Raw genomic sequence first — 18,624 nt, forward strand, 5'->3', positions numbered from 1 at the left:
ACTACGGCCTGCCGAGTCCCCGATACAGCCAACCCGCGGATCGCCATGCATTCACGTCGAGGCAATTGCGTCCGTCGATGATTCTGCGTTCCCGCACCACGCCCTCCAGATCGTCGGGAACCAGCTCGCGGAATTCGCGCCATTCCGTGAGCACGAGCACGACGTCGGCCTTCGCGCACGCCTCGAGTGCCGAGCTCGCGTACCCGAGAGTGGGGAACAACGCTCGGGAGTTGTCGTTGGCCTTCGGGTCGTACACGGTCACACCGGCACCCTGAAGTTGCAGTTGGCCAGCGACATTGAGTGCCGGTGAATCGCGGACGTCGTCGGAGTCGGGCTTGAAGGCTGCACCCAGCACCGCGACCTGAGCTCCCAGCAGAGTTCCCACGGTGTCGCGCACGACCTCGACCATGCCGGTGCGGCGACGCATGTTGATGTTGTCGACCTCGCGCAGGAACGTCAGCGCCTGATCGGCTCCCAGCTCACCGGCACGAGCCATGAATGCGCGGATGTCCTTCGGTAGGCAACCGCCGCCGAAACCGATCCCGGCGTTCAGAAACTTGCGCCCGATTCGATCGTCGTGACCGATTGCGTCGGCCAGAACGGTGATATCGGCGCCTGCCGCGTCACAGACCTCGGAAATAGCATTGATGAAAGAGATCTTCGTCGCGAGAAATGCGTTGGCCGAGGTCTTGACCAATTCGGCGGTGGCCAGATCGGTCACGATGAAGGGGATCCCCTCGGCGAGCAGGGGCGCGTAGACCTCGCGGGCGACCTCCTCCGCGCGCCGAGGACGGTTCCGGTCGACCCCGAGCACCAGCCGGTCCGGGTGCAGCGTGTCCTCCACGGCGTGACCCTCGCGCAGGAACTCCGGGTTCCAGGCCACCTCGAGGTCCTCGCCTGCCGGCGAGAGCGCGTGGGCCATCGTGCCGAGTCGCTCCGCCGTGCCCACGGGGACCGTGGACTTGCCGAAGAGGACAGCGGGTCCGGTGATCAGCGGTGCGAGGTTCTCCACCACCGAGTTCACGTACGTCACGTCAGCGGCGTACTCGCCCTTCTTCTGCGGCGTGCCCACCGCGAGGAAGAAGATGTCACCGAACGCTGCAGCGTCCGCGTACGACGCGGTGAAGCGCAGGCGGCCCGCTGCGATGTTGCGCTGCAACACGTCCTCGAGGCCGGGCTCCCAGAAGGGCACCTCCCCCGCCTCGAGCTTGGCCAGCTTGCTCGGGTCGACATCGACCCCGAGGACGTCGTGTCCGATCTCGGCCATGCACGCAGCGTGCGTGGCGCCCAGATAACCCGTTCCGATGACGACAACTTTGCTCACATGACGAACCGTAGGGTCTGACGGCCGTCACTTCCACCGGGAGACCGCCCCGTCGTCACGGTTCACATCACAGAATGGGAGCCGGTGTGTACCGAGCCGCCTCCGGGTTCGCGTCGACCAGTGTCTGCACCGCGGCGACGACCGCAGCGACCTGCGCGTGCGCGGCGCCGATGAACGCCGACCGATCCGCCAGCGCCGTGTCGAGTGCCGCGCGGTCGAGCGGCAACCGCTCGTCGGCCGCGAGTCGGTCGAGGAGGTCCGGTTCCCTCCCCTGCTCCCGCATCGCGAGAGCGACGGCCACGGCATGCTCCTTGATGGCCTCGTGGGCGGTCTCCCGACCGACGCCTGCGCGGACAGCGGCCATGAGCACCTTGGTCGTCGCCAGGAAGGGCAGATAGCGATCCAGCTCGCGGGCGATCACCGCGGGATAGGCACCGAACTCTGCGAGCACGGTCAGGAAGGTCTCCATCATCCCGTCGATGGCGAAGAATGCGTCCGGCAGCGCGACACGACGCACGACGGAACAGAAGACGTCGCCCTCGTTCCACTGTGCGCCGGCCAGCTCCGCGGCCATGGACCCATACCCGCGCAGGATCACCTGCAGGCCGTTGACGCGTTCGCAGGACCGGGTGTTCATCTTGTGCGGCATGGCCGACGAGCCCACCTGACCCGGCTGGAAACCCTCGGTCACCAGTTCGTGTCCGGCCATCAGGCGCACCGTGTGGGCGAAGGAGGACTGCGCCGCACCCACCTGCACCAGCGCCGACACCACGTCGTGGTCGAGGGAACGAGGGTAGACCTGGCCGACACTCGTGAAGACGTGGGCGAAACCGAGATGCTGCGCCACCGCGCGTTCGAGGGTCTCGAGCTTGTCGGCATCGCCGCCGAGCAGATCGAGCATGTCCTGGGCCGTCCCCATCGGACCCTTGATGCCGCGCAGCGGGTACCGGTCGATCAGCTCCCGGAGCCGGGTCAACGCCACCATCAGCTCGTCGGCAGCCGACGCGAACCGCTTGCCCAGCGTCGTGGCCTGCGCCGCGACGTTGTGGCTGCGGCCGGCCATGACCACCTCGGTGTACTCGGCCGCGCGCTCGGCCAGACGCGCCGCGACAGCCACGCCGTGCCCGTACACGTGTTCCATCGACCGCAGAATCTGCAGCTGCTCGACGTTCTCCGTCAGATCGCGGCTGGTCAGACCCTTGTGCACGTGCTCGTGGCCCGCGAGGGCGTTGAACTCCTCGATCCGCGCCTTCACGTCGTGACGAGTGACCCGCTCGCGATCCGCGATCGACTCGAGATCGACCCGGTCGGCCACTCGCTCGTAGTCCGCGATGGCCTCCGCCGGAACGTCGACACCGAGATCGGCCTGCGCTCGCAGCACGGCGATCCACAGCTGACGCTCGAGCACGATCTTGTGCTCGGGTGACCACAGACGGGCCATGTCGGGACTGGCGTAACGGTGGGCGAGGACATTCGGGATACGGCTCACGAGCGGCCAGTTTACGGTCCCCTCACTGCGCGGCCGTCCCCCGGACTGCGCCTCTACTGCGCGACCGTCCTCCGGACTTCCCGCGACAACGGCGCGTGACGGTCCACCGCATCCAGCAGCACGTCCCGCACGCGTGACCGCAGGTCTGCCCCATTCTCACCCAACGCGCCCATCACGACACCGTCGACGAGAGCCAGGAGCGGGCGGACGTGGTCACGGTCGGTGGGCCGACCCGCGGCGGACAGCACGTCGGACAGCATGTCCTCCAACTCACCACGCAGCCGGCAGTGCAGTTCCTGCAGCTGCGGATGCCGCGCCGCGGCCAGCACCCGCTCGTAGCGCGCCACCATCAGGTCCCGCCGGACCTCGTCGCCGTCGTCCGGACCCACGAGCAGGTCCACCACCAGGTCCACCGTGTCCGCGGTGTCCAACGCAGCCGGCGCGAATGCGGTCATCCGGTCGCGGATCATCGCGATCTCACGGACCCCGTTCAGTTCCGCGGCGTGCGTGACGAGGTCGTCCAGGGAGTCGAAGTAGTAGGTCGTCGACGCCAGCGGAAGCCTGGCCCTCGCCGCGACGCTCCGGTGCCGCACGGCGTCGTACCCTCCGGCCAGCAGAAGATCCGCTGCGGCCGAGATGAGGGCCTCGCGCCGACGCCGACCCTTGGGCGTCGAGCGGGGAGCGGAGCCGGTCGACATGCGTACACATGCTGCCACCGGCGCTTCTCCCCCGTGCGCCTTTTGCGTATCCCTGGATGCGCAAAGGGCGCACGGGGGCGCAGCCCACTACCGCAGTCGCGGGGCGAGCCGACGCAGCGCCTCGGTGATGTCCTCGGTCGCACCGGCGAAGGAGAAGCGCACCGTGTGGTGACCGTGCACCGTGTCGAAGTCCGCACCCGGGACGACGGCCACGCCGGTCTCGTTCAGGGTGTCGGCGCACCATCGGAACGAATCGTCCGTCAGGTGCCCGATGTCGGCGTACGCGTAGAAGGCGCCGTCCGCGGGAGCGAGCCGGGTGATGCCGGCGTCACGGAGACCGCCGAGCAGTTCCTCGCGGTTGCGGGCGTACCGCCGCACGTGACCGTCCAACTCGGCGAGGGACTCGTCCGTGAAAGCGGCGACCGCGGCGAGCTGCGAGACGGTCGGCGGACACACCGTCATGTTCGAGGCCAGCCGCTGGACCGCTCGGGTGAGCGAACGCGGGAGCACCATCCAGCCGAGACGCCAGCCGGTCATGGAGAAGTACTTCGAGACCGACCCGATCGAGACGGCGCCGTCCGAGAACTCCCGAGCGCTCCGGCACTCGACGTCGCCGTAGGAGATGCCGTGGTAGATCTCGTCGGAGATCAGCAGCGTGCCGTGCTCGTCGCACCATCGCGCGAGCGCGGCCAACTCGTCGGGATCGATGATCGTGCCGGTCGGATTGGCCGGACTGGCGATGATCAGTCCCTTCGGAGGTTTGGGGAGCGCATCGAGCATCGCGACCGTCGGCTGGAAGCGCACGTCCTCGCCGCAGTCCAGCTCGACCACGCGACACCCCAACGCGGACAACGTGTTGCGATACGCGGGATAACCGGGTCGCGCCATCACCACGGTGTCGCCGGCGTCGAACGCCGCGAGGAACAGCAACGTGAACGCACCCGACGACCCGGTGGTCACCACGACGTCCTCGGCCTCGATGACGACCTGCGATCGCCTCGACAGGTAGGCGGCGATCATCGCCCTCAGCCGCGCGGTACCCAACGTCTCGGAGTAGCCGATCACGTCGTCGTCGAGCGCCGTGCGCATGGCAGCGAGGACCGGCCCGGGCGCACGCGTGGACGGCTGTCCGGCCGCGAGGGACACTACGTCGCCGTGAGTCTCCTGGCGGCGCGCCGCAGCGGCGAACACGTCCATGACGCGGAACGGCTCGATACGCGAGCGCGCGGATTCCTCGACCATCGTCAGGAGGGGATCGAGATCCGGCCCTCGACGGCCGAGAGTCCGATGTCGGTGCGGAAGTGGCCGCCGGTCAACGACACTCGCGCCATGATGTCGTACGCCTCGGTGCGGGCGGCGGCGAGATCCGCCCCGGTGCCGACGACGCTGAGCACGCGGCCCCCGGCCGACACGAGGCCACCGTTCCTGCCGTGCGCCGTCCCCGCGTGCAGCACGCCGGGGTTCTCGGCGCCGGTGATGGCGTCTCCGGTGCGCGGTCGGCCGGGATAGTTCTCGGCGGCGAGCACGACGGTGACCGCCGAACCCTGCTTCCACTGCAGCGGCGGCAGGTCCGCCAATGTTCCGGTGGATGCCGCGTACAGCGCCGCACCGAGCGGTGAGTCGAGCAGTGCGAGCACGGCCTGGGTCTCGGGATCACCGAAGCGACAGTTGAATTCGATGACCGCGGGGCCCTCACCGTCCACCGCGAGGCCCGCGTAGAGCAGGCCGGTGAACGGGCAACCCCGTGCCACCATCTCCGCTGCCACGGGCGCGACCACCTCGTCGACGATGCGCTGGACCATCGAGTCGGGCAACCACGGCAACGGTGTGTAGGCGCCCATCCCGCCGGTGTTGGGCCCGGTGTCGCCTTCTCCGACGCGCTTGTGGTCCTGAGCGGGCAGCAGCGGCACCACGGTCTCGCCGTCGACGAGACAGAACAGCGACACCTCCGGGCCGGACAGGAACGATTCGAGCAACACAGGATGGCCGAGTTCGAGGAGCTCGGCGGCGTGAGCGCGCGCGGTGAGGCGGTCCTGCGTGACGACGACTCCCTTGCCCGCGGCCAGTCCGTCGTCCTTCACCACCCACGTCGGCCCGAAGCGGTTGAGGGCGGCATCGAGCAGTGCCGGCGTGTCCACCACCTCGCTGGTCGCGGTGCGGACCCCGGCCGACGCCATGACGTCCTTCGCGAACGCCTTGGAACCCTCGATCCGGGCGGCGGCGGCGGACGGACCGAAGCAGGCGATCCCGGCCTCGCGCACCGCGTCGGCGACGCCGAGCACCAGCGGTACCTCGGGGCCGATGACGACCAGATCGGCGCCGCGCTCGCGAGCGAGCGACACGACGGCCTCCCCGGAGGCGACGTCGACGGGGTACGTCTGGGCGACGGTCTCGATGCCGGCGTTGCCGGGGGCGCACATCACCGCGCTCACCTCGGGGTCCGCCGCCAGGGCGATCAGCAGGGCATGTTCACGGGCTCCGGAACCGATGACGAGTACTCGCACGAGAGCAGCGTACTGGCCACGACCTCTGGACCAGCGCACCCGTTCGCGCTATGGTAATTCCGGAATTACGGAATAGCCGAACGATGCGACTCGAGGAGAACCGATGATGCGCATTCTCACCGCCGTGACCGCGGCGTCGATTCTGCTGGCCGGGTGCTCGTCCGCACCGCCGAGCACGGCCGAGCCGACGTCCACCACGACGTGCGCACCGGCCCCCGTTGCGGACATGACCACACCCGACGGCTGGATCGGCTTCGCCGCCGAGCACCCGGAATCGGTGTCCTTCGCGGTGGACGACGGGCTCGGACACACCGCCGAGCACGACGCGGACACGCCGCACCCCCTCGCCTCCGCCGTGAAGGTCGTACACCTCGGTGCCTACGCCCGCGCCGTGGCCGACGGCACGCTGGACCCGGACGAACGCATCCCTGTCGCCGACTGGCAGCGGTGGTACGCACCCGGCACGGACGGCGGCGCCCACATCGCTGCTCTGAATCGCCTCGGCATCGCGAACGACGGAACATCGCCGACGGATCCGGCCGCGACGGTGCGGCTCGACGACATGGTCACCGCGATGGTGCGTGAGAGCGACAACGGAGTGCCCGACTACCTCCGGTACCGCCTGGGCGACGACGCGTTGCGGGACGCCGCCGCAGCGGGCGGGTGGAGCGACTTCACACCACCCACCCTCGTCGGCGTCACGCTCGGCGCCCTCGACGCGACCGTCGACACGGACGATCTGTGGTCGCTCGCACAGCGGTTCGCCTTCGACGCCGACTTCCGCGCGACGTACGGAACGACCGCGCGACCGCGCGACGAGACGGAACTCCTCACGTACTTCGATCGGTTCGGCCCGACCGGGACGGCCGCCGAGCTCGCGCGATTCCACACCGCCGTCGCCGACGGTTCCTACGGCTCGGGGGTCGGCACCGTCAGGCGCCACCTCGAATGGCAGGACCCGCCTGCGGACGCCGGGTTCGTGGCCATGGGGTTCAAGGGCGGGAATCTGCCCGGAGTTCTCACGCACGGCTTCGAGTTCCGCCGCGCGGACGGCGCCCCCGCCGTGGTGGTGTGGCTGAACCATGGTCTGACCGCAGCCGAGTACGAGTCCGCGACGACGAACCTGACCCAGCATCAGACGCTGCTCCTCGAGGCCGCGGCGGATCCGGCGACAGTGGGGCGGCTAGCCTGCATCTCGTGAGCGAGCTGGAGGCACGCGTCGCGGCCCTGGAGGCTCGGGTCGCGGCGCTCGAGGGGGACCCCCGACAGACGGCGGCGTCCACCGGGGGCCTCGTGTCCTACTCGGGTGACGTCCATCTGGCCGGCGACGTCACCTGGTCCATCGAGTACGTGCCCGACGCCGTGCTCGATCTTCCCCCCGACCGGGCGGTCGAGGTGCTGGCGGCGCTCGGCCACCCCGTGAGGCTCGCCGTGGTCCGCGCACTGTTGCGCGGTCCAGCAGTCGCCGCCGATCTCCAGGCGGCGGTGGGACTGTCGTCCGTCGGTCAGCTCTATCACCATCTGAAGACCCTCACCTCGGCGCGGATCGTCGAGCAGCACGGCCGGGGCGACTACCGGCTCGCCGCACGCACCGTCGTGCCCGCGCTGGTGCTGATGCTCGCCTCGGCCGACATCGCCGGAGAACTTCGCTGATGTGAGATCCCGGTGCAGTGGACCGTGGTCAGCACGGTTCACTGCACCGGATCCGGGTCAGGCGGTGAGGTCGTACAGTGTCACGCCGTCCACGGTCTGGGCGGTGAAGGTCGCGGTGACCCACTCGCTGATCTCCGCCGAGGTACCGGACGCACCGCCTCCCATACCGCCGCCCGCGATGAACCAGTGGATCTCACCGTCGGCGACGTGCTGCTGGAACTCGGCCAGCGTCGGGGAGGGATCGCTGCCGTTGAAACCACCGATCGGCATGACCGGGTCCTCGGTCGCCAACTGGTAGCCCGACGCGGCATTGGACCCGATCGCCGCGGCGACCCAGGTGTACGAGTCCGAGTTCTCCTCGAGCAGGGCGACCATCTCGGCGCTCGGAGTACTGCCATCGAGCAACCCGCCCATGCCGCCGCCACCGTCCGCGCCACCCGGCATCTGCGCGGCGCCACCCGGGAGCTGACCGGGCGCACCCGTCGGCGCCTGTCCCCCGGCGGGCATCCGGCCGGCACCGCCGTCGCGCATGCCGCGCCCGCCGTCCATGCCGCCACGCCCGAAGCCGCCACCGGTGTTCGGCCCGGCCGTGACGATGGAGCCCTGATGCGGTGTCGCGATGGTGTTCGCGGCGTAGGCGGTCGGTCCTGCGAGACCCGCGATCACCGCCGCCAGAACCGTGACCGCGGCGAGCCTGCCGCGAGTCAGCCGCGGAACGAGCAGCCCCACGACCGCGAGCACACCGACCAGCACGACGACGACCTTCAGCCACGGAACAAAGGATGCGCTGCGGGACAACAGGATCCAGGACGTCACCACGGTCGCGACCACCGTCGCGGCGAGAACGATGCGTGCGACGAGGCGCTCGCGGGCCCGCCAGAGCGCCACGCTGCCCATGCCCACCAGCGCCGCGACCGCCGGCGCCAGCGCCACGGTGTAGTACGAGTGGAAGATGCCGGCCATGAAGCTGAACGTCAGCCCGGTGACCAGGAGCCACAGTCCCCAGACGATCAGCGCAGCGCGCCGCTGGTCGGTACGAGGAGCCCTGCCGCGCAGCACGATCGCCGCGATTCCCAGAATCAGCGCAGCGGGAACGAGCCAGGCGATCTGACCGCCCTGCGAGGCGTCGAACATCCGCAGGATGCCCGTCTCCCCCCACATTCCGCCGCCACCACCACCGCCGCCGCCGGGCGTGACCGAACCGGTCTCCTCACCGTTGAGCCGACCGAGACCGTTGTATCCCAGCGTCAGTTCGAGGATCGAGTTGTTCTGCGACCCACCGATCCACGGCCGCGACGACGCCGGCCAGAGTTCCACGACGGCGATCCACCATCCGGCCGACACGATCATCGCGCCCAGCGCGGCACACAACTGCAGGATGCGCCGTCGCAGCGACACAGGCCCGGCCAGGAGGTACGTCAGCGCCAGAGGGGGAACCACCAGCATGACCTGCAGCTGCTTGGTCAGGAAGCCGAGTCCGACCATCGTGCCGACGACCACGAGCCACCGGGTGCGACCGGTCTCGACAGCCCGCATCATCGCCCACACCGCCGCGATCATGAGCAGCACCAGCAGCGCATCGGGGTTGTTGAAACGGAACATCAGTGCCGCCACGGGAGTCAGCGCGAGAACCAGTCCTGCGAGCAGTCCGGCGGCCGGTCCCCACTGTCGCCGTACGGTGCGCCACAGCAGCGTCACGGAGGCGACACCCAGCAGGACCTGCGGCACGAGGATCGCCCACGAGTTCAGCCCGAACACCCGGACGGACAGTTCCATGAGCCACAGCGACATCGGCGGCTTGTCGACGGTGATGGAGTTCGCGGCATCGGAGGAGCCGAAGAAGAACGCCTCCCAGGACTGCGAACCCGCCTGCACCGCAGCGGAGTAGAAGGAGTTGGCCCATCCGTTGCTGCTCAGGTTCACGAGGTAGGCGACAGCAGTTCCCAGGATCAGGGCCGCAGCGGCCCATGGTTCCCAACGAGTACGGACCGGGCGCGGAGCCCCGTCGTGCACGTGATCTTCCGGGGCGGTGAGGAGGGTGGTCACGAGGTGGACTCCATCTGACGAGTGCGGGCGGAGGATGCGGCCCGGAAGACCCAGCGCAGCGCGACGAAGCGCGTCACGGTGGCGACCAGGTTGGCGAGAACGAGAACGAGGAGCTCGACGTGCTTGGACGCACCCGGAGCCCACTCGTGCAGGGCGACGAGAGAACCGGCGGTGACGAGCCACCCGAAGGCGAACACCGCGAGACCCTGAAGATGATGCGCCGCAGCCCCGTCGGAGCCTCGGACCCCGAATGTGAAGGCTCTGTTGGCGGCGGTGTTCAGCACTGCGGTGACGAGGAGCGCGACGAAGTTGGCGCCCTGCGCGCCGAGGATCGTGTGCAGGATCAGGTACAGCACCGCGTAGGCGACAGTGCTGGCGACGCCGACGAGCGCGAACCGCACCAGTTGACCGATCATGCCGACGGGCACTCCCCTCAGTTCGGAGACCTCGGTGGTGGAGGCGGTGGACGACAGGGGTCCACGACCCAGGCTGAGACGCAGGTCCGCGATCGGGAGGGCGCCGGTCGCGAGCGCACGCCCGACGCGCCAGCAGCCCTTCAGATCGGCCAGTGCGGTGTCGACGATGTCCACGCTCGAGTCGGGATCGTCGACCCAGTCGACGGGCACCTCGTGAATGCGGAGACCGACCCGCTCCGCGAGGACGAGCAGTTCGGTGTCGAAGAACCACCCGGTGTCCTCGATCAGCGGAAGCAGTTCCCGGACGATCTCGGTGCGCGCGGCCTTGAACCCGCACTGAGCGTCGGAGAATCTGGTCCGCAGACCCGTGCGAAGGAGGACGTTGTAGGTGCGGGAGATGAACTCTCGCTTCGCCCCTCGCACCACCCGCGAGGACGAGGCGAGCCGGGACCCGATCGCGAGATCGGAATGGCCCGATGCCAGCGGAGCCAGGAGGGGCACGAGTGCACCGAGATCCGTCGACAGGTCGACGTCCATGTACGCGACGATGTCGGCCTCCGACTCCGTCCACACCGCCTTGAGCGCGCGGCCGCGACCCTTGTCGTCCAGATGTCGCACCGAGACACCGTCGAGCTCCCGGGCGAGGCGCTCGGCGATCGACCGTGTCGCGTCCGTGCTCGCGTTGTCGGCGACGGTGATCACCGTCGACCAGGGAACGTCGGCCCGCAGGAAGGCGTGCAGCCTGCGGACACAGGCTTCGAGCGCGGCCTCCTCGTTGTACACGGGCACCACGAGCTCGACGGTCACCGTCCGCGCCGCACCCCCACCCGGCCCCGGCTCCCGCCCGCGCCCGGGCCCACGGCCTTCCCGCCCGTCACCGGCCGGCCTCCGGCCTTCCCGCCCGTCACCGGCCGGCCTCCGGCCTTCCCGCTCCACCACTGAGTTGGTTGTCATGCACCGAACACTCGTGCGCCGCCCCGGGACCGACCCGGGGCGAACCCGGGAAGTACCCGGGAGCCGATGCGGAGCCGACGAATAGAGTCGGCCCATGGCATCCGTGTTCAGCGCAATCATCGCCGGCGACATCCCGGGCCGCTTCGTGTGGGAGGACGACGACGTCGTCGGGTTCCTCACCATCGCCCCGGTCACGCAGGGTCACACCCTGATCGTCCCGCGAGCCGAGATCGATCAGTGGCAGGACGTCGATCCCACGACCTTCGGCTCGCTCACGTCTGTCGCTCAGACCGTCGGCAAGGCCGTCCGGTCGGCGTTCGACGCCCCTCGGGCGGGTCTGCTGATCGCCGGTCTCGAGGTGCCGCACCTGCATCTGCACGTGTTCCCGGCCTTCGACATGGCGGACTTCGACATCTCCGGCGCCGACACCTCCCCGTCGCCCGAGTCGTTGGACGAGGCGCAGGAGAAGATCACCGCAGCGCTCACGGCACTCGGCCACGAGCAGCACGTCCCCCGTCGCTGATCGGTCGTCCGAGAACCGCCCGCGCGGCTCCGACGATCGCCGCGGCCACCGTGTCGAGCGCCGGCGACGACAGCGTCCATTGCTGCCAGTGAAGCGCCACGTCGATCACGGTGTCGTCGAGTTCGACGACGTCGAGTCCGCCGCGCTGCTGGTCCGGCAGCATGCCCCAGCCGAAGCCCAGATGCACGGCACGCGCGTACTCGGTGGACGACGGCACCAGGTGTCGCGGCGGCACCGACGCGGACACGCCGTGTCGCGAGAGGTAGCGATCCTGCAGCGCGTCCTTCTCGTCGAACACCACGACGTGGGCTCGGGCCAGGGCGTCCGGAGTGACGCCGTCGTCCAGGAATCGAGTCACGAACGACGGAGACGCGCAGGGGCGGTACCGCATCGAGCCGAGCCTGGTCGAGGTACAGCCGCGGACAGGTGTGTCCATGGACGTGATCGCCGCCGTCACCGTTCCACCGCGGAGGAGTTCGGCGGTGTGGTCCTGATCCTCTCGATGGATGTCGAGGATCACGGAGCCCGCCAGTGGCGCGAGCGCCGGCAACACCCACGTGGCCAGGGAATCCGAGTTGACGGCCAGCGACACCCGAGCGACGTCGTCCGCGGTGCGCAACTCCCGCACGGCGCCGTCGGTCAGAGTCTGGATCTGCCGGGCGAGCCGGAGCAGCACGACGCCGGACTCGGTCGGCATCACGGGCTTCGTGCGCGAGACGAGAACGGCACCGACCCGCAGTTCCAGCGCTTTGATGCGCTGACTCACCGCCGACGGTGTGATGTGCAGCGACCGCGCAGCCGCTTCGAACGTGCCGTCGTCGACGACGGCACGCAGAGCCTCGAGCTGGTCCGACTGCATGATGTGAAGCTACGCTCATCAGTCCTGAAAAACATGAGCTGGACTACATCTTCTGGTTCGACCTAGCGTTCCGGTCATGTCCTCCCTGTTCGTCGGCTTCGGTGTCGGCCTCTCCCTCATCGTCGCGATCGGCGCACAGAACGCCTTCGTTCTCCGTCAGGGCATAGCACGACAGCACGTGCTCGCCGTCGTCCTGGTGTGCGCTCTGTCCGACGCGGTCCTCATCCTCGCGGGAGTCTCGGGCATCGGCGTGGTCGTCGAGACCTACCCCACGGCTGTCACCGTCGTCACGGTCGCCGGCGCCGTCTTCCTCACCGTGTACGGACTCATGGCCTTCCGACGGGCACTGCGCCCGACGAGTCTGACCGTCGGCGGGAACGGAGCGAGTGTGTCGCTGCGGTCCGCGGTCCTCACCTGCCTGGCACTGACGTGGCTCAACCCGCACGTCTACCTCGACACCGTCGTCTTCCTCGGCTCCGTCGCCAATCGCGAGACCGGGTCAGCGCGCTGGTGGTTCGCCCTCGGCGCGACACTGGGCAGCATCGTCTGGTTCACGGCCCTCGGATTCGGCGCGCGATTCATGACGCCGATCTTCGCCAGACCCGTCGCGTGGCGTGTGCTCGACGTCCTGATCGGTGTGGTCATGCTCCTCATCGCCGTCGTCCTGGTCGAGGGGCTCGTCTCCGGCTGACTCCACCCGTCCACCCGGACGCCGGCCCGCCAGGGGCAGCTCCACGCGGAACGTCGCACCCCGGCCGGGCGCGCTCGCCACCGAGACCCGACCGCTGTGGGCCGCGACCAGCGCGGACACGATCGACAGACCCAGACCACTCCCGCCGCTCTCTCTCGTGCGCGAACGATCCGCCCGATAGAACCGCTCGAAGACGCGCTCGGCATCGTCCTCGGTGAGTCCCGGCCCGGTGTCACGAACCTCCAGAACAGCTGTCTCACGGACGGTTCCGACCGCCACGGTGATCGACGCCGTCGGCGGGGTGTGCCGGAGCGCGTTGCCCACCAGGTTGCCGAGAACCTGGCGCAGACGCGCATCGTCCCCCAGCACCTCCGGCACGCCGCTGCCCTCGAGCACCTGCAGACTCACGGCTCGTTCCGGAGCCGTGGCGGCCGCATCGTGCACCGCGTCCGCTGCGATCACGAGGAGGTCCACGGGGCTCCGATCGAGCGGACGCTGGGCGTCCAGCCGCGCCAACATCAGCAGATCTTCGACGAGCAGACCCATCCGCGCCGACTCTCCCCCGATACGGGTCATCAGCAACTCGGTGTCGGTCATGGCCCCCTGCCGGTAGAGCTCGGCGAAGCCGCGGATCGTCGTCAGCGGGGTCCGGAGCTCGTGGGAGGCGTCGGCCACGAAACGGCGCATCCGGTCCTCCGACGCACGTGCCGCGTTCTCGGACTCGCGCGCCGCGTTCTCGGACGCCTCCGTCGCAGCGAAGGCGTGCTGGATCTGGGCGAGCATTCCGTTGAGTGCCGCGGACAGTCGCCCCACCTCGGTGCGTTCGTTCCGCTCGGGAACGCGTCGATGCAGATCCCCGGACGCGATGGCCGCGGCCGTCACCTCCACCTCCTGCAGCGGCCGCAGGCTCCGGCGTACCAGGAAGTACGCGGCGACACCCAGCACCGCCAGCACTCCGAGACCGATGGACAGTTGCAGAGTCACGAGCCTGGAGACGATGGCCTCGTTGCCCGCCAGCGGAATCGCGACCGTCGTCTGGCCGTCCCCGTTCGAGACGGTCACCGTGCGCCACGAATCGTCGGGATCGCCGACCGATCCGACAGTGGTCGGCGTGGCGGTCAGGACGCCGGTCAGATCCGGCTGATCGTCCCCGACATCGTTCACGGGAGTACGCACGGTGCCGTCCGCCGCCACCGAGCGGACGTAGAACGCCGTGGGCGGACGCTGTGGGTTCGCCTCCTCCGGGGGAGGTCCGAGGAACCGCTCCCCACGAGGCCTGGCCCAGCCGGACGCCGCCTCCATGAGCTGTTCGTCGACACGTTGGGTCAGCGTGTTCTGCAGTGCCGAGGTCACGGCCACACCCGAACCGACGAGACCGAGGGCGACGAGAAGCAGCAGCACCGACACCAGGGTGACGCGGAGCGGGACGGCACGTAGGTGCCGCTTCACCGTCGCGGTTCCCGCAGGACGTAGCCGACGCCTCGCAGTGTGTGGATCAGCCGGGGTTCCGTCGTGTCGACCTTCCTGCGCAGGTACGACACGTAGGACTCCACGACACCGACCTCACCCCCGAAGTCGTAGTGCCACACGTGGTCCAGGATCCGGGGCTTGGACAGCACCGTCCCGGAATTGACCATGAGGTAGCGCAGGAGCGTGAACTCCGTCGGGGACAACGAGACGGGTTCGCCCGCCTTCCACACCTCGTGGGTGTCGTCGTCGAGCTCGATGTCGGCGAACGTCAGGCGTGACGGCTGCGCCTCCGGACCGCGCACCGACCGGCGCAGGATCACGCGCAGGCGCGCCACCACCTCCTCGAGGCTGAACGGCTTGGTGACATAGTCGTCCGCACCCATGGTCAGACCGGTCACCTTGTCCTCCAACGAGTCCCGTGCCGTGAGGAACAGTGCGGGCGCGTCGATACCGTCGGCGCGCAGTCGGCGGAGCAGCCCGAAGCCGTCCATGTCGGGCATCATCACGTCCAGGATCAACGCGTCCGGCCGGAAGGTCCGGGCGACGTCCAGAGCCGCGGGCCCACCCAGCGCCGTGCGGACCTCGAAACCCTGGAACTTCAGACTGACCGACAGCAGTTCGACGATGGTCGGCTCGTCGTCGACCACCAGTACCTTCGCCTCGGCGGTGGCCTGCGGTCGGGGAGTCGTCATGACGGAATTCTCGCTCACGAATGCCATGGTGTCCGGCGTTGCTGGTTCCTGCCCGGGGTGTCGCTGTGAGGTTCCTGTGAGCCCCGATCCGGCGTCGTGTCCGCTTTGCTACCGTGGAGGACAGACTGCGACACAGACCCGGACGAGCGCACCGTACCCGGCCAGCGACAAGACGGTGCCAGGAGAGTCGACTACTCATGGCATGGATCATTCTGGTGTTGTCGGGCGTGTTCGAGGCCGTCTGGGCCACCGCACTCGGCAAGTCCGAGGGCTTCACCAAGCCCGTCGCCACCATCGTCTTCGGTACGGCGCTCGTCGTCAGCATGGGCGGTCTCGCCTTCGCCATGCGGACCATCCCGACCGGCACCGCCTACGCGGTGTGGGTGGGCATCGGCGCCTCGCTCACCGTCGTCTACGCGATGGTGTCCGGCACCGAGTCCGCGACGCCGATCCGCATCGCCCTCATCGCAGGGCTCGTCGGGTGCGTCATCGGACTCAAGCTCGCCCACTGACCGCGCCCCCGGCCGTCCCGCCGTCCCATCCCGACCGGCCTCCGGCCTTCCCGCCGCGGGTTAGAGTGACCCCATGAACTGGGTGTCCGCGGTCACACTGCCGGTGCGTGTCGGATTGGCTGTCGCCGAGTCGGCGGTCGGGGTGGCCGAGTCGGCCGTCGCGACCACCCGGATGGCGCTGGCCGCAGGCGCTTCCGGGTCACTCGACGCCATCACCCTGGCCAATCCTCGGAGCGGCCCGCTGCAGCTTCTCGGACAGTTGGCCGAGCTCACCTCCGACGACCGCGCACTGGGTCACGCGCTGCGGCCCGGTGGCCCGCTGGACCGACTGCTCGAGCCCGGTGGCGCCGTCGACAGGTTGACGAGCAAGGGCGGCACCCTCGATCGACTGCTCGAGCCCGGCGGTCCTCTCGAACGCATCCTGGCGGACGACGGCCCCCTCACCCGAGTCCTCGCGGAGGACGGTGCGCTGGATCGCCTCCTCGCCGAGGGCGGTCTGCTCGATCGACTCACGGCCGTCGACGGACCCATCGAGCGCCTCACCGCGAAGGACGGCCCTGTCGAACTCCTGACCAAGGAGGGCGGCGTGATCGAGGCGCTGACCCGTGAGAACGGGGTCATCGACAACGCCCTCGCCAAGGGCGGGCTCGTCGAGACGCTGCTCGGTGAGGAAGGCGCGATCCAGCGGCTGACGGCACGCAACGGTCCGCTGGATCAGCTCGTGACCGTCGCCGAGTCGCTCAGTTCGCTGGCGCCCAACCTCGAGCGCATGAGCGTCAGCGTGGAGATTCTGCAGGACACCGTGGACGTCCTCGCCGCGGCGGTGAACCCGCTCGGCGAACTGGTGGGCAAGCTGCCGAGCCGCTGGGTCAAGAGTCGCGGCGCGGTCGAGCCCAACACGGGCGAGGTGCGCGGGGCGCTGCAGGGTCCGGCCGTCGGCCGCTGAGCCTCGTGGGCGTCAGCGCGACCGGACGTGCTCGCCGAAGAAGGTGAAGACCCGAGCGAAGGCGTCCTCGGCCTGCTCGTGCTGATAGCCGAATCCGGTGACGCGCATGACCAGTGCACCCGGACCCGATCCGAAGTCGTTCGCGAAACTGTGGCCGGCACCGGGATAGGTCACGACGTCGTGGGCAACGCCCTTGTCCTGCAACACCTTCTCGAGCTTCGGGCCCGCGCCCGGCAGCATCGGATCGCGCTTGCCGAAACTCGCGACCATCGGGCACGTGCCGTCGAGGGCCGACTCGATGTGCCGGGGCAGGATGCCGTAGAACGGCGCGCTCGCCTCGAACCCCCGGGGCGCCAGCGCCAGAGCGAAGCCTCCACCCATGCAGAACCCGACGATGCCCACCGCGCCGGTGGTGTCGGCGCGCGCGGTGAGGGTGTCGCGGCACGCCAGCAGGTCGTCCACCGCCCGGCCCGAGCGCGCGAGAAGCGACCGGAACACTCCTGTCACACACTTGGCGCGACCACCGCGGGCGTAGAGATCCGGCACCAACGCGACGTAGCCCTGGTCGGCGAAGCGCCGGGCGATGGACCTGATGTCGTCGGTCATGCCGAACACGTCGTGCACGATCACGACGGCGGGCCAGGGTCCCTCCCCTGAGGGGATCTCGAGTGTCGCCTCGATGCGATCTGTTCCGGTGTCGACCTCGATGACAGTCATACCGGCCGACTCTAGCGACCCAGCGCCGTTCTCACGGTGTCCGACAGCAGGTTGCCGGCGTGCACGCTGAGACCGTCTGCGAGCCCGGGAACGGTGGCGCACGCCTGCTCCCAGCCCTGGTCGGCGAGAGCGAGAACGAACGGGAGCGTCGCGTTGGTCAGCGCCTGCGTCGACGTGCGGGGAACCGAGCCCGGCATGTTGGCCACGCAGTAGAAGATCGAATCGTGCACCGGGAAGGTGGGATCGTCGTGCGTGGTGGGACGCGAGTCCTCGAAACACCCGCCCTGATCGATGGCGATGTCGACGAGCACGGACCCCGCCTTCATCCGTGCGACCAGTGCGTTGGACACCACCGTCGGGGCCTTGGCACCCGGGACGAGGACCGCCCCGATGACGAGGTCGGCGGCCACGACGGCCTGCTCGAGCTCCCACCTGTTCGACACCACGGTCTTGACCTGGCCGCGGTACTGCGCGTCGATGGTTCGCAGCTTGGCGATGTCGAGGTCGAACACCGTCACGTCCGCACCGAGCCCGTGTGCCATCGCCACGGCGTTGGATCCCGACACCCCACCGCCGATCACCACCACCTTGGCCGGACTCACTCCCGGAACGCCGCCCATCAGCACGCCGCGGCCGCCCGTCTGCGCCATCAGGTGATACGCCCCGGCCTGGGTCGCGAGCCGGCCGGCGACCTCGCTCATCGGTGCGAGCAACGGCAGACTGCCGCCCGCGCCGGTCACCGTCTCGTAGGCGATCGCCGTGGTGCCGGACGCGACGAGGGCATCGGTGCATGCGGCCGACGCGGCGAGATGGAGATAGGTGAACAGGACCTGGCCCGACCGCAGCCGGTGGTATTCGGCCTCGATCGGCTCCTTCACCTTGAGCAGCAACTCGGCCCGCGCCCACACCTCGTCGGCCGAGTTCGAGATCTCCGCGCCGGCAGCCTTGAAGTCGTTGTCCGAGAAGGACGATCCCGCGCCCGCCTCGGTCTCGACGACGACGCGATGACCGTGCACGACCATGTCGTGCACTCCCGCCGGGCTCGCCGCCACCCGGTACTCGTGATTCTTCAGTTCCCGAGGTATGCCGATTCTCATGGTGCGCCCTTCGCCTCTACCGGATGACTCGTC

General features: G+C 69.3%; 17 protein-coding genes, 1 pseudogene and 1 riboswitch. Of the genes and pseudogenes, 6 read left to right on the forward strand and 12 right to left on the reverse strand.

The window, feature by feature from the left end; genetic code table 11:
• Position 1 precedes the first annotated feature (1 nt).
• The 5 genes from HQ306_RS04935 to purD form a co-directional block, all read right to left on the reverse strand.
• On the reverse strand, positions 2–1,324 hold the full coding sequence (locus HQ306_RS04935; protein ID WP_222627922.1) for a UDP-glucose/GDP-mannose dehydrogenase family protein: 1,323 nt from the start codon (positions 1,322–1,324) through the stop codon (positions 2–4).
• Between the two features lie 67 nt (positions 1,325–1,391).
• Positions 1,392–2,813 carry an adenylosuccinate lyase gene (gene purB, locus HQ306_RS04940; protein ID WP_027504320.1) on the reverse strand — a complete coding sequence of 474 codons (1,422 nt, stop codon included), beginning with the start codon at positions 2,811–2,813 and terminating at the stop codon, positions 1,392–1,394.
• 53 nt (positions 2,814–2,866) lie between these two features.
• The gene (locus HQ306_RS04945) at positions 2,867–3,511 is read right to left on the reverse strand and encodes a TetR/AcrR family transcriptional regulator (protein ID WP_027504321.1); all 645 of its coding nucleotides are present in this window, start codon (positions 3,509–3,511) and stop codon (positions 2,867–2,869) included.
• Positions 3,512–3,598: 87 nt separating this feature from the next.
• A complete protein-coding gene (locus tag HQ306_RS04950; protein WP_222627924.1) occupies positions 3,599–4,753 on the reverse strand; it encodes a pyridoxal phosphate-dependent aminotransferase in 1,155 nt (384 codons plus the stop codon).
• Positions 4,754–4,755: 2 nt separating this feature from the next.
• Positions 4,756–6,015, reverse strand: a complete 1,260-nt coding sequence (gene purD / locus HQ306_RS04955; protein WP_222627926.1) for a phosphoribosylamine--glycine ligase — start codon at positions 6,013–6,015, stop codon at positions 4,756–4,758.
• 103 nt (positions 6,016–6,118) lie between these two features.
• On the opposite strand from purD, the gene HQ306_RS22050 reads away from it, so the two are divergent.
• Both HQ306_RS22050 and HQ306_RS04960 read left to right on the forward strand, forming a co-directional pair.
• The gene (locus HQ306_RS22050) at positions 6,119–7,216 is read left to right on the forward strand and encodes a serine hydrolase (RefSeq protein WP_308115565.1); all 1,098 of its coding nucleotides are present in this window, start codon (positions 6,119–6,121) and stop codon (positions 7,214–7,216) included.
• Positions 7,213–7,668, forward strand: coding sequence for a helix-turn-helix transcriptional regulator (locus tag HQ306_RS04960; protein WP_056446646.1), 456 nt, complete (start codon positions 7,213–7,215; stop codon positions 7,666–7,668). The genes HQ306_RS22050 and HQ306_RS04960 overlap by 4 nt, the downstream gene beginning before the upstream one ends.
• 57 nt (positions 7,669–7,725) lie before the next feature.
• On the opposite strand, the gene HQ306_RS04965 is transcribed toward HQ306_RS04960, so the two are convergent.
• Complete coding sequence (locus HQ306_RS04965) at positions 7,726–9,714, reverse strand: glycosyltransferase family 39 protein (RefSeq protein WP_374197740.1); 1,989 nt, start codon at positions 9,712–9,714, stop codon at positions 7,726–7,728.
• Positions 9,711–11,084: a bifunctional glycosyltransferase family 2/GtrA family protein gene (locus HQ306_RS04970; protein ID WP_222627930.1), complete on the reverse strand. Its 1,374-nt coding sequence runs from the start codon at positions 11,082–11,084 to the stop codon at positions 9,711–9,713. The genes HQ306_RS04965 and HQ306_RS04970 overlap by 4 nt, the downstream gene beginning before the upstream one ends.
• 94 nt (positions 11,085–11,178) lie before the next feature.
• On the opposite strand from HQ306_RS04970, the gene HQ306_RS04975 reads away from it, so the two are divergent.
• A complete protein-coding gene (locus HQ306_RS04975) occupies positions 11,179–11,607 on the forward strand; it encodes an HIT family protein (RefSeq protein ID WP_222627931.1) in 429 nt (142 codons plus the stop codon).
• On the opposite strand, the gene HQ306_RS04980 is transcribed toward HQ306_RS04975, so the two are convergent.
• The gene (locus HQ306_RS04980) at positions 11,567–12,466 is read right to left on the reverse strand and encodes a LysR family transcriptional regulator ArgP (RefSeq protein WP_222627934.1); all 900 of its coding nucleotides are present in this window, start codon (positions 12,464–12,466) and stop codon (positions 11,567–11,569) included. The genes HQ306_RS04975 and HQ306_RS04980 overlap by 41 nt on opposite strands.
• A gap of 76 nt (positions 12,467–12,542) precedes the next feature.
• On the opposite strand from HQ306_RS04980, the pseudogene HQ306_RS04985 reads away from it, so the two are divergent.
• Positions 12,543–13,076: pseudogene (locus HQ306_RS04985) on the forward strand (LysE/ArgO family amino acid transporter); the annotation flags it as partial.
• Here the strand turns inward: HQ306_RS04985 and HQ306_RS04990 are convergent.
• Positions 12,966–14,606: a HAMP domain-containing sensor histidine kinase gene (locus HQ306_RS04990; protein WP_308115585.1), complete on the reverse strand. Its 1,641-nt coding sequence runs from the start codon at positions 14,604–14,606 to the stop codon at positions 12,966–12,968. The pseudogene HQ306_RS04985 and the gene HQ306_RS04990 sit on opposite strands and share 111 nt — an antisense overlap.
• Positions 14,603–15,319 carry a response regulator transcription factor gene (locus HQ306_RS04995; RefSeq protein WP_261770253.1) on the reverse strand — a complete coding sequence of 239 codons (717 nt, stop codon included), beginning with the start codon at positions 15,317–15,319 and terminating at the stop codon, positions 14,603–14,605. The genes HQ306_RS04990 and HQ306_RS04995 overlap by 4 nt, the downstream gene beginning before the upstream one ends.
• A gap of 120 nt (positions 15,320–15,439) precedes the next feature.
• Positions 15,440–15,501: riboswitch (guanidine-III (ykkC-III) riboswitch) on the forward strand.
• A 15-nt stretch (positions 15,502–15,516) separates the two neighbouring features.
• Here HQ306_RS04995 and HQ306_RS05000 point away from each other — a divergent pair.
• Positions 15,517–15,831, forward strand: coding sequence for a multidrug efflux SMR transporter (locus tag HQ306_RS05000; RefSeq protein WP_027504331.1), 315 nt, complete (start codon positions 15,517–15,519; stop codon positions 15,829–15,831).
• Positions 15,832–15,904: 73 nt separating this feature from the next.
• A complete protein-coding gene (locus tag HQ306_RS05005) occupies positions 15,905–16,777 on the forward strand; it encodes an ABC transporter (RefSeq protein WP_222627938.1) in 873 nt (290 codons plus the stop codon).
• 12 nt (positions 16,778–16,789) lie between these two features.
• Here HQ306_RS05005 and HQ306_RS05010 read toward each other — a convergent pair whose 3' ends face one another.
• The gene (locus HQ306_RS05010; RefSeq protein ID WP_056446635.1) at positions 16,790–17,494 is read right to left on the reverse strand and encodes a dienelactone hydrolase family protein; all 705 of its coding nucleotides are present in this window, start codon (positions 17,492–17,494) and stop codon (positions 16,790–16,792) included.
• Between the two features lie 11 nt (positions 17,495–17,505).
• Positions 17,506–18,591: an alanine dehydrogenase gene (gene ald, locus HQ306_RS05015; RefSeq protein ID WP_027504333.1), complete on the reverse strand. Its 1,086-nt coding sequence runs from the start codon at positions 18,589–18,591 to the stop codon at positions 17,506–17,508.
• Between the last annotated feature and the right edge of the window lie 33 nt (positions 18,592–18,624).

Origin of the sequence: Rhodococcus sp. BP-160, from assembly GCF_019836205.1 — a bacterium.
In the GTDB taxonomy this organism is placed as follows: domain Bacteria; phylum Actinomycetota; class Actinomycetes; order Mycobacteriales; family Mycobacteriaceae; genus Rhodococcoides.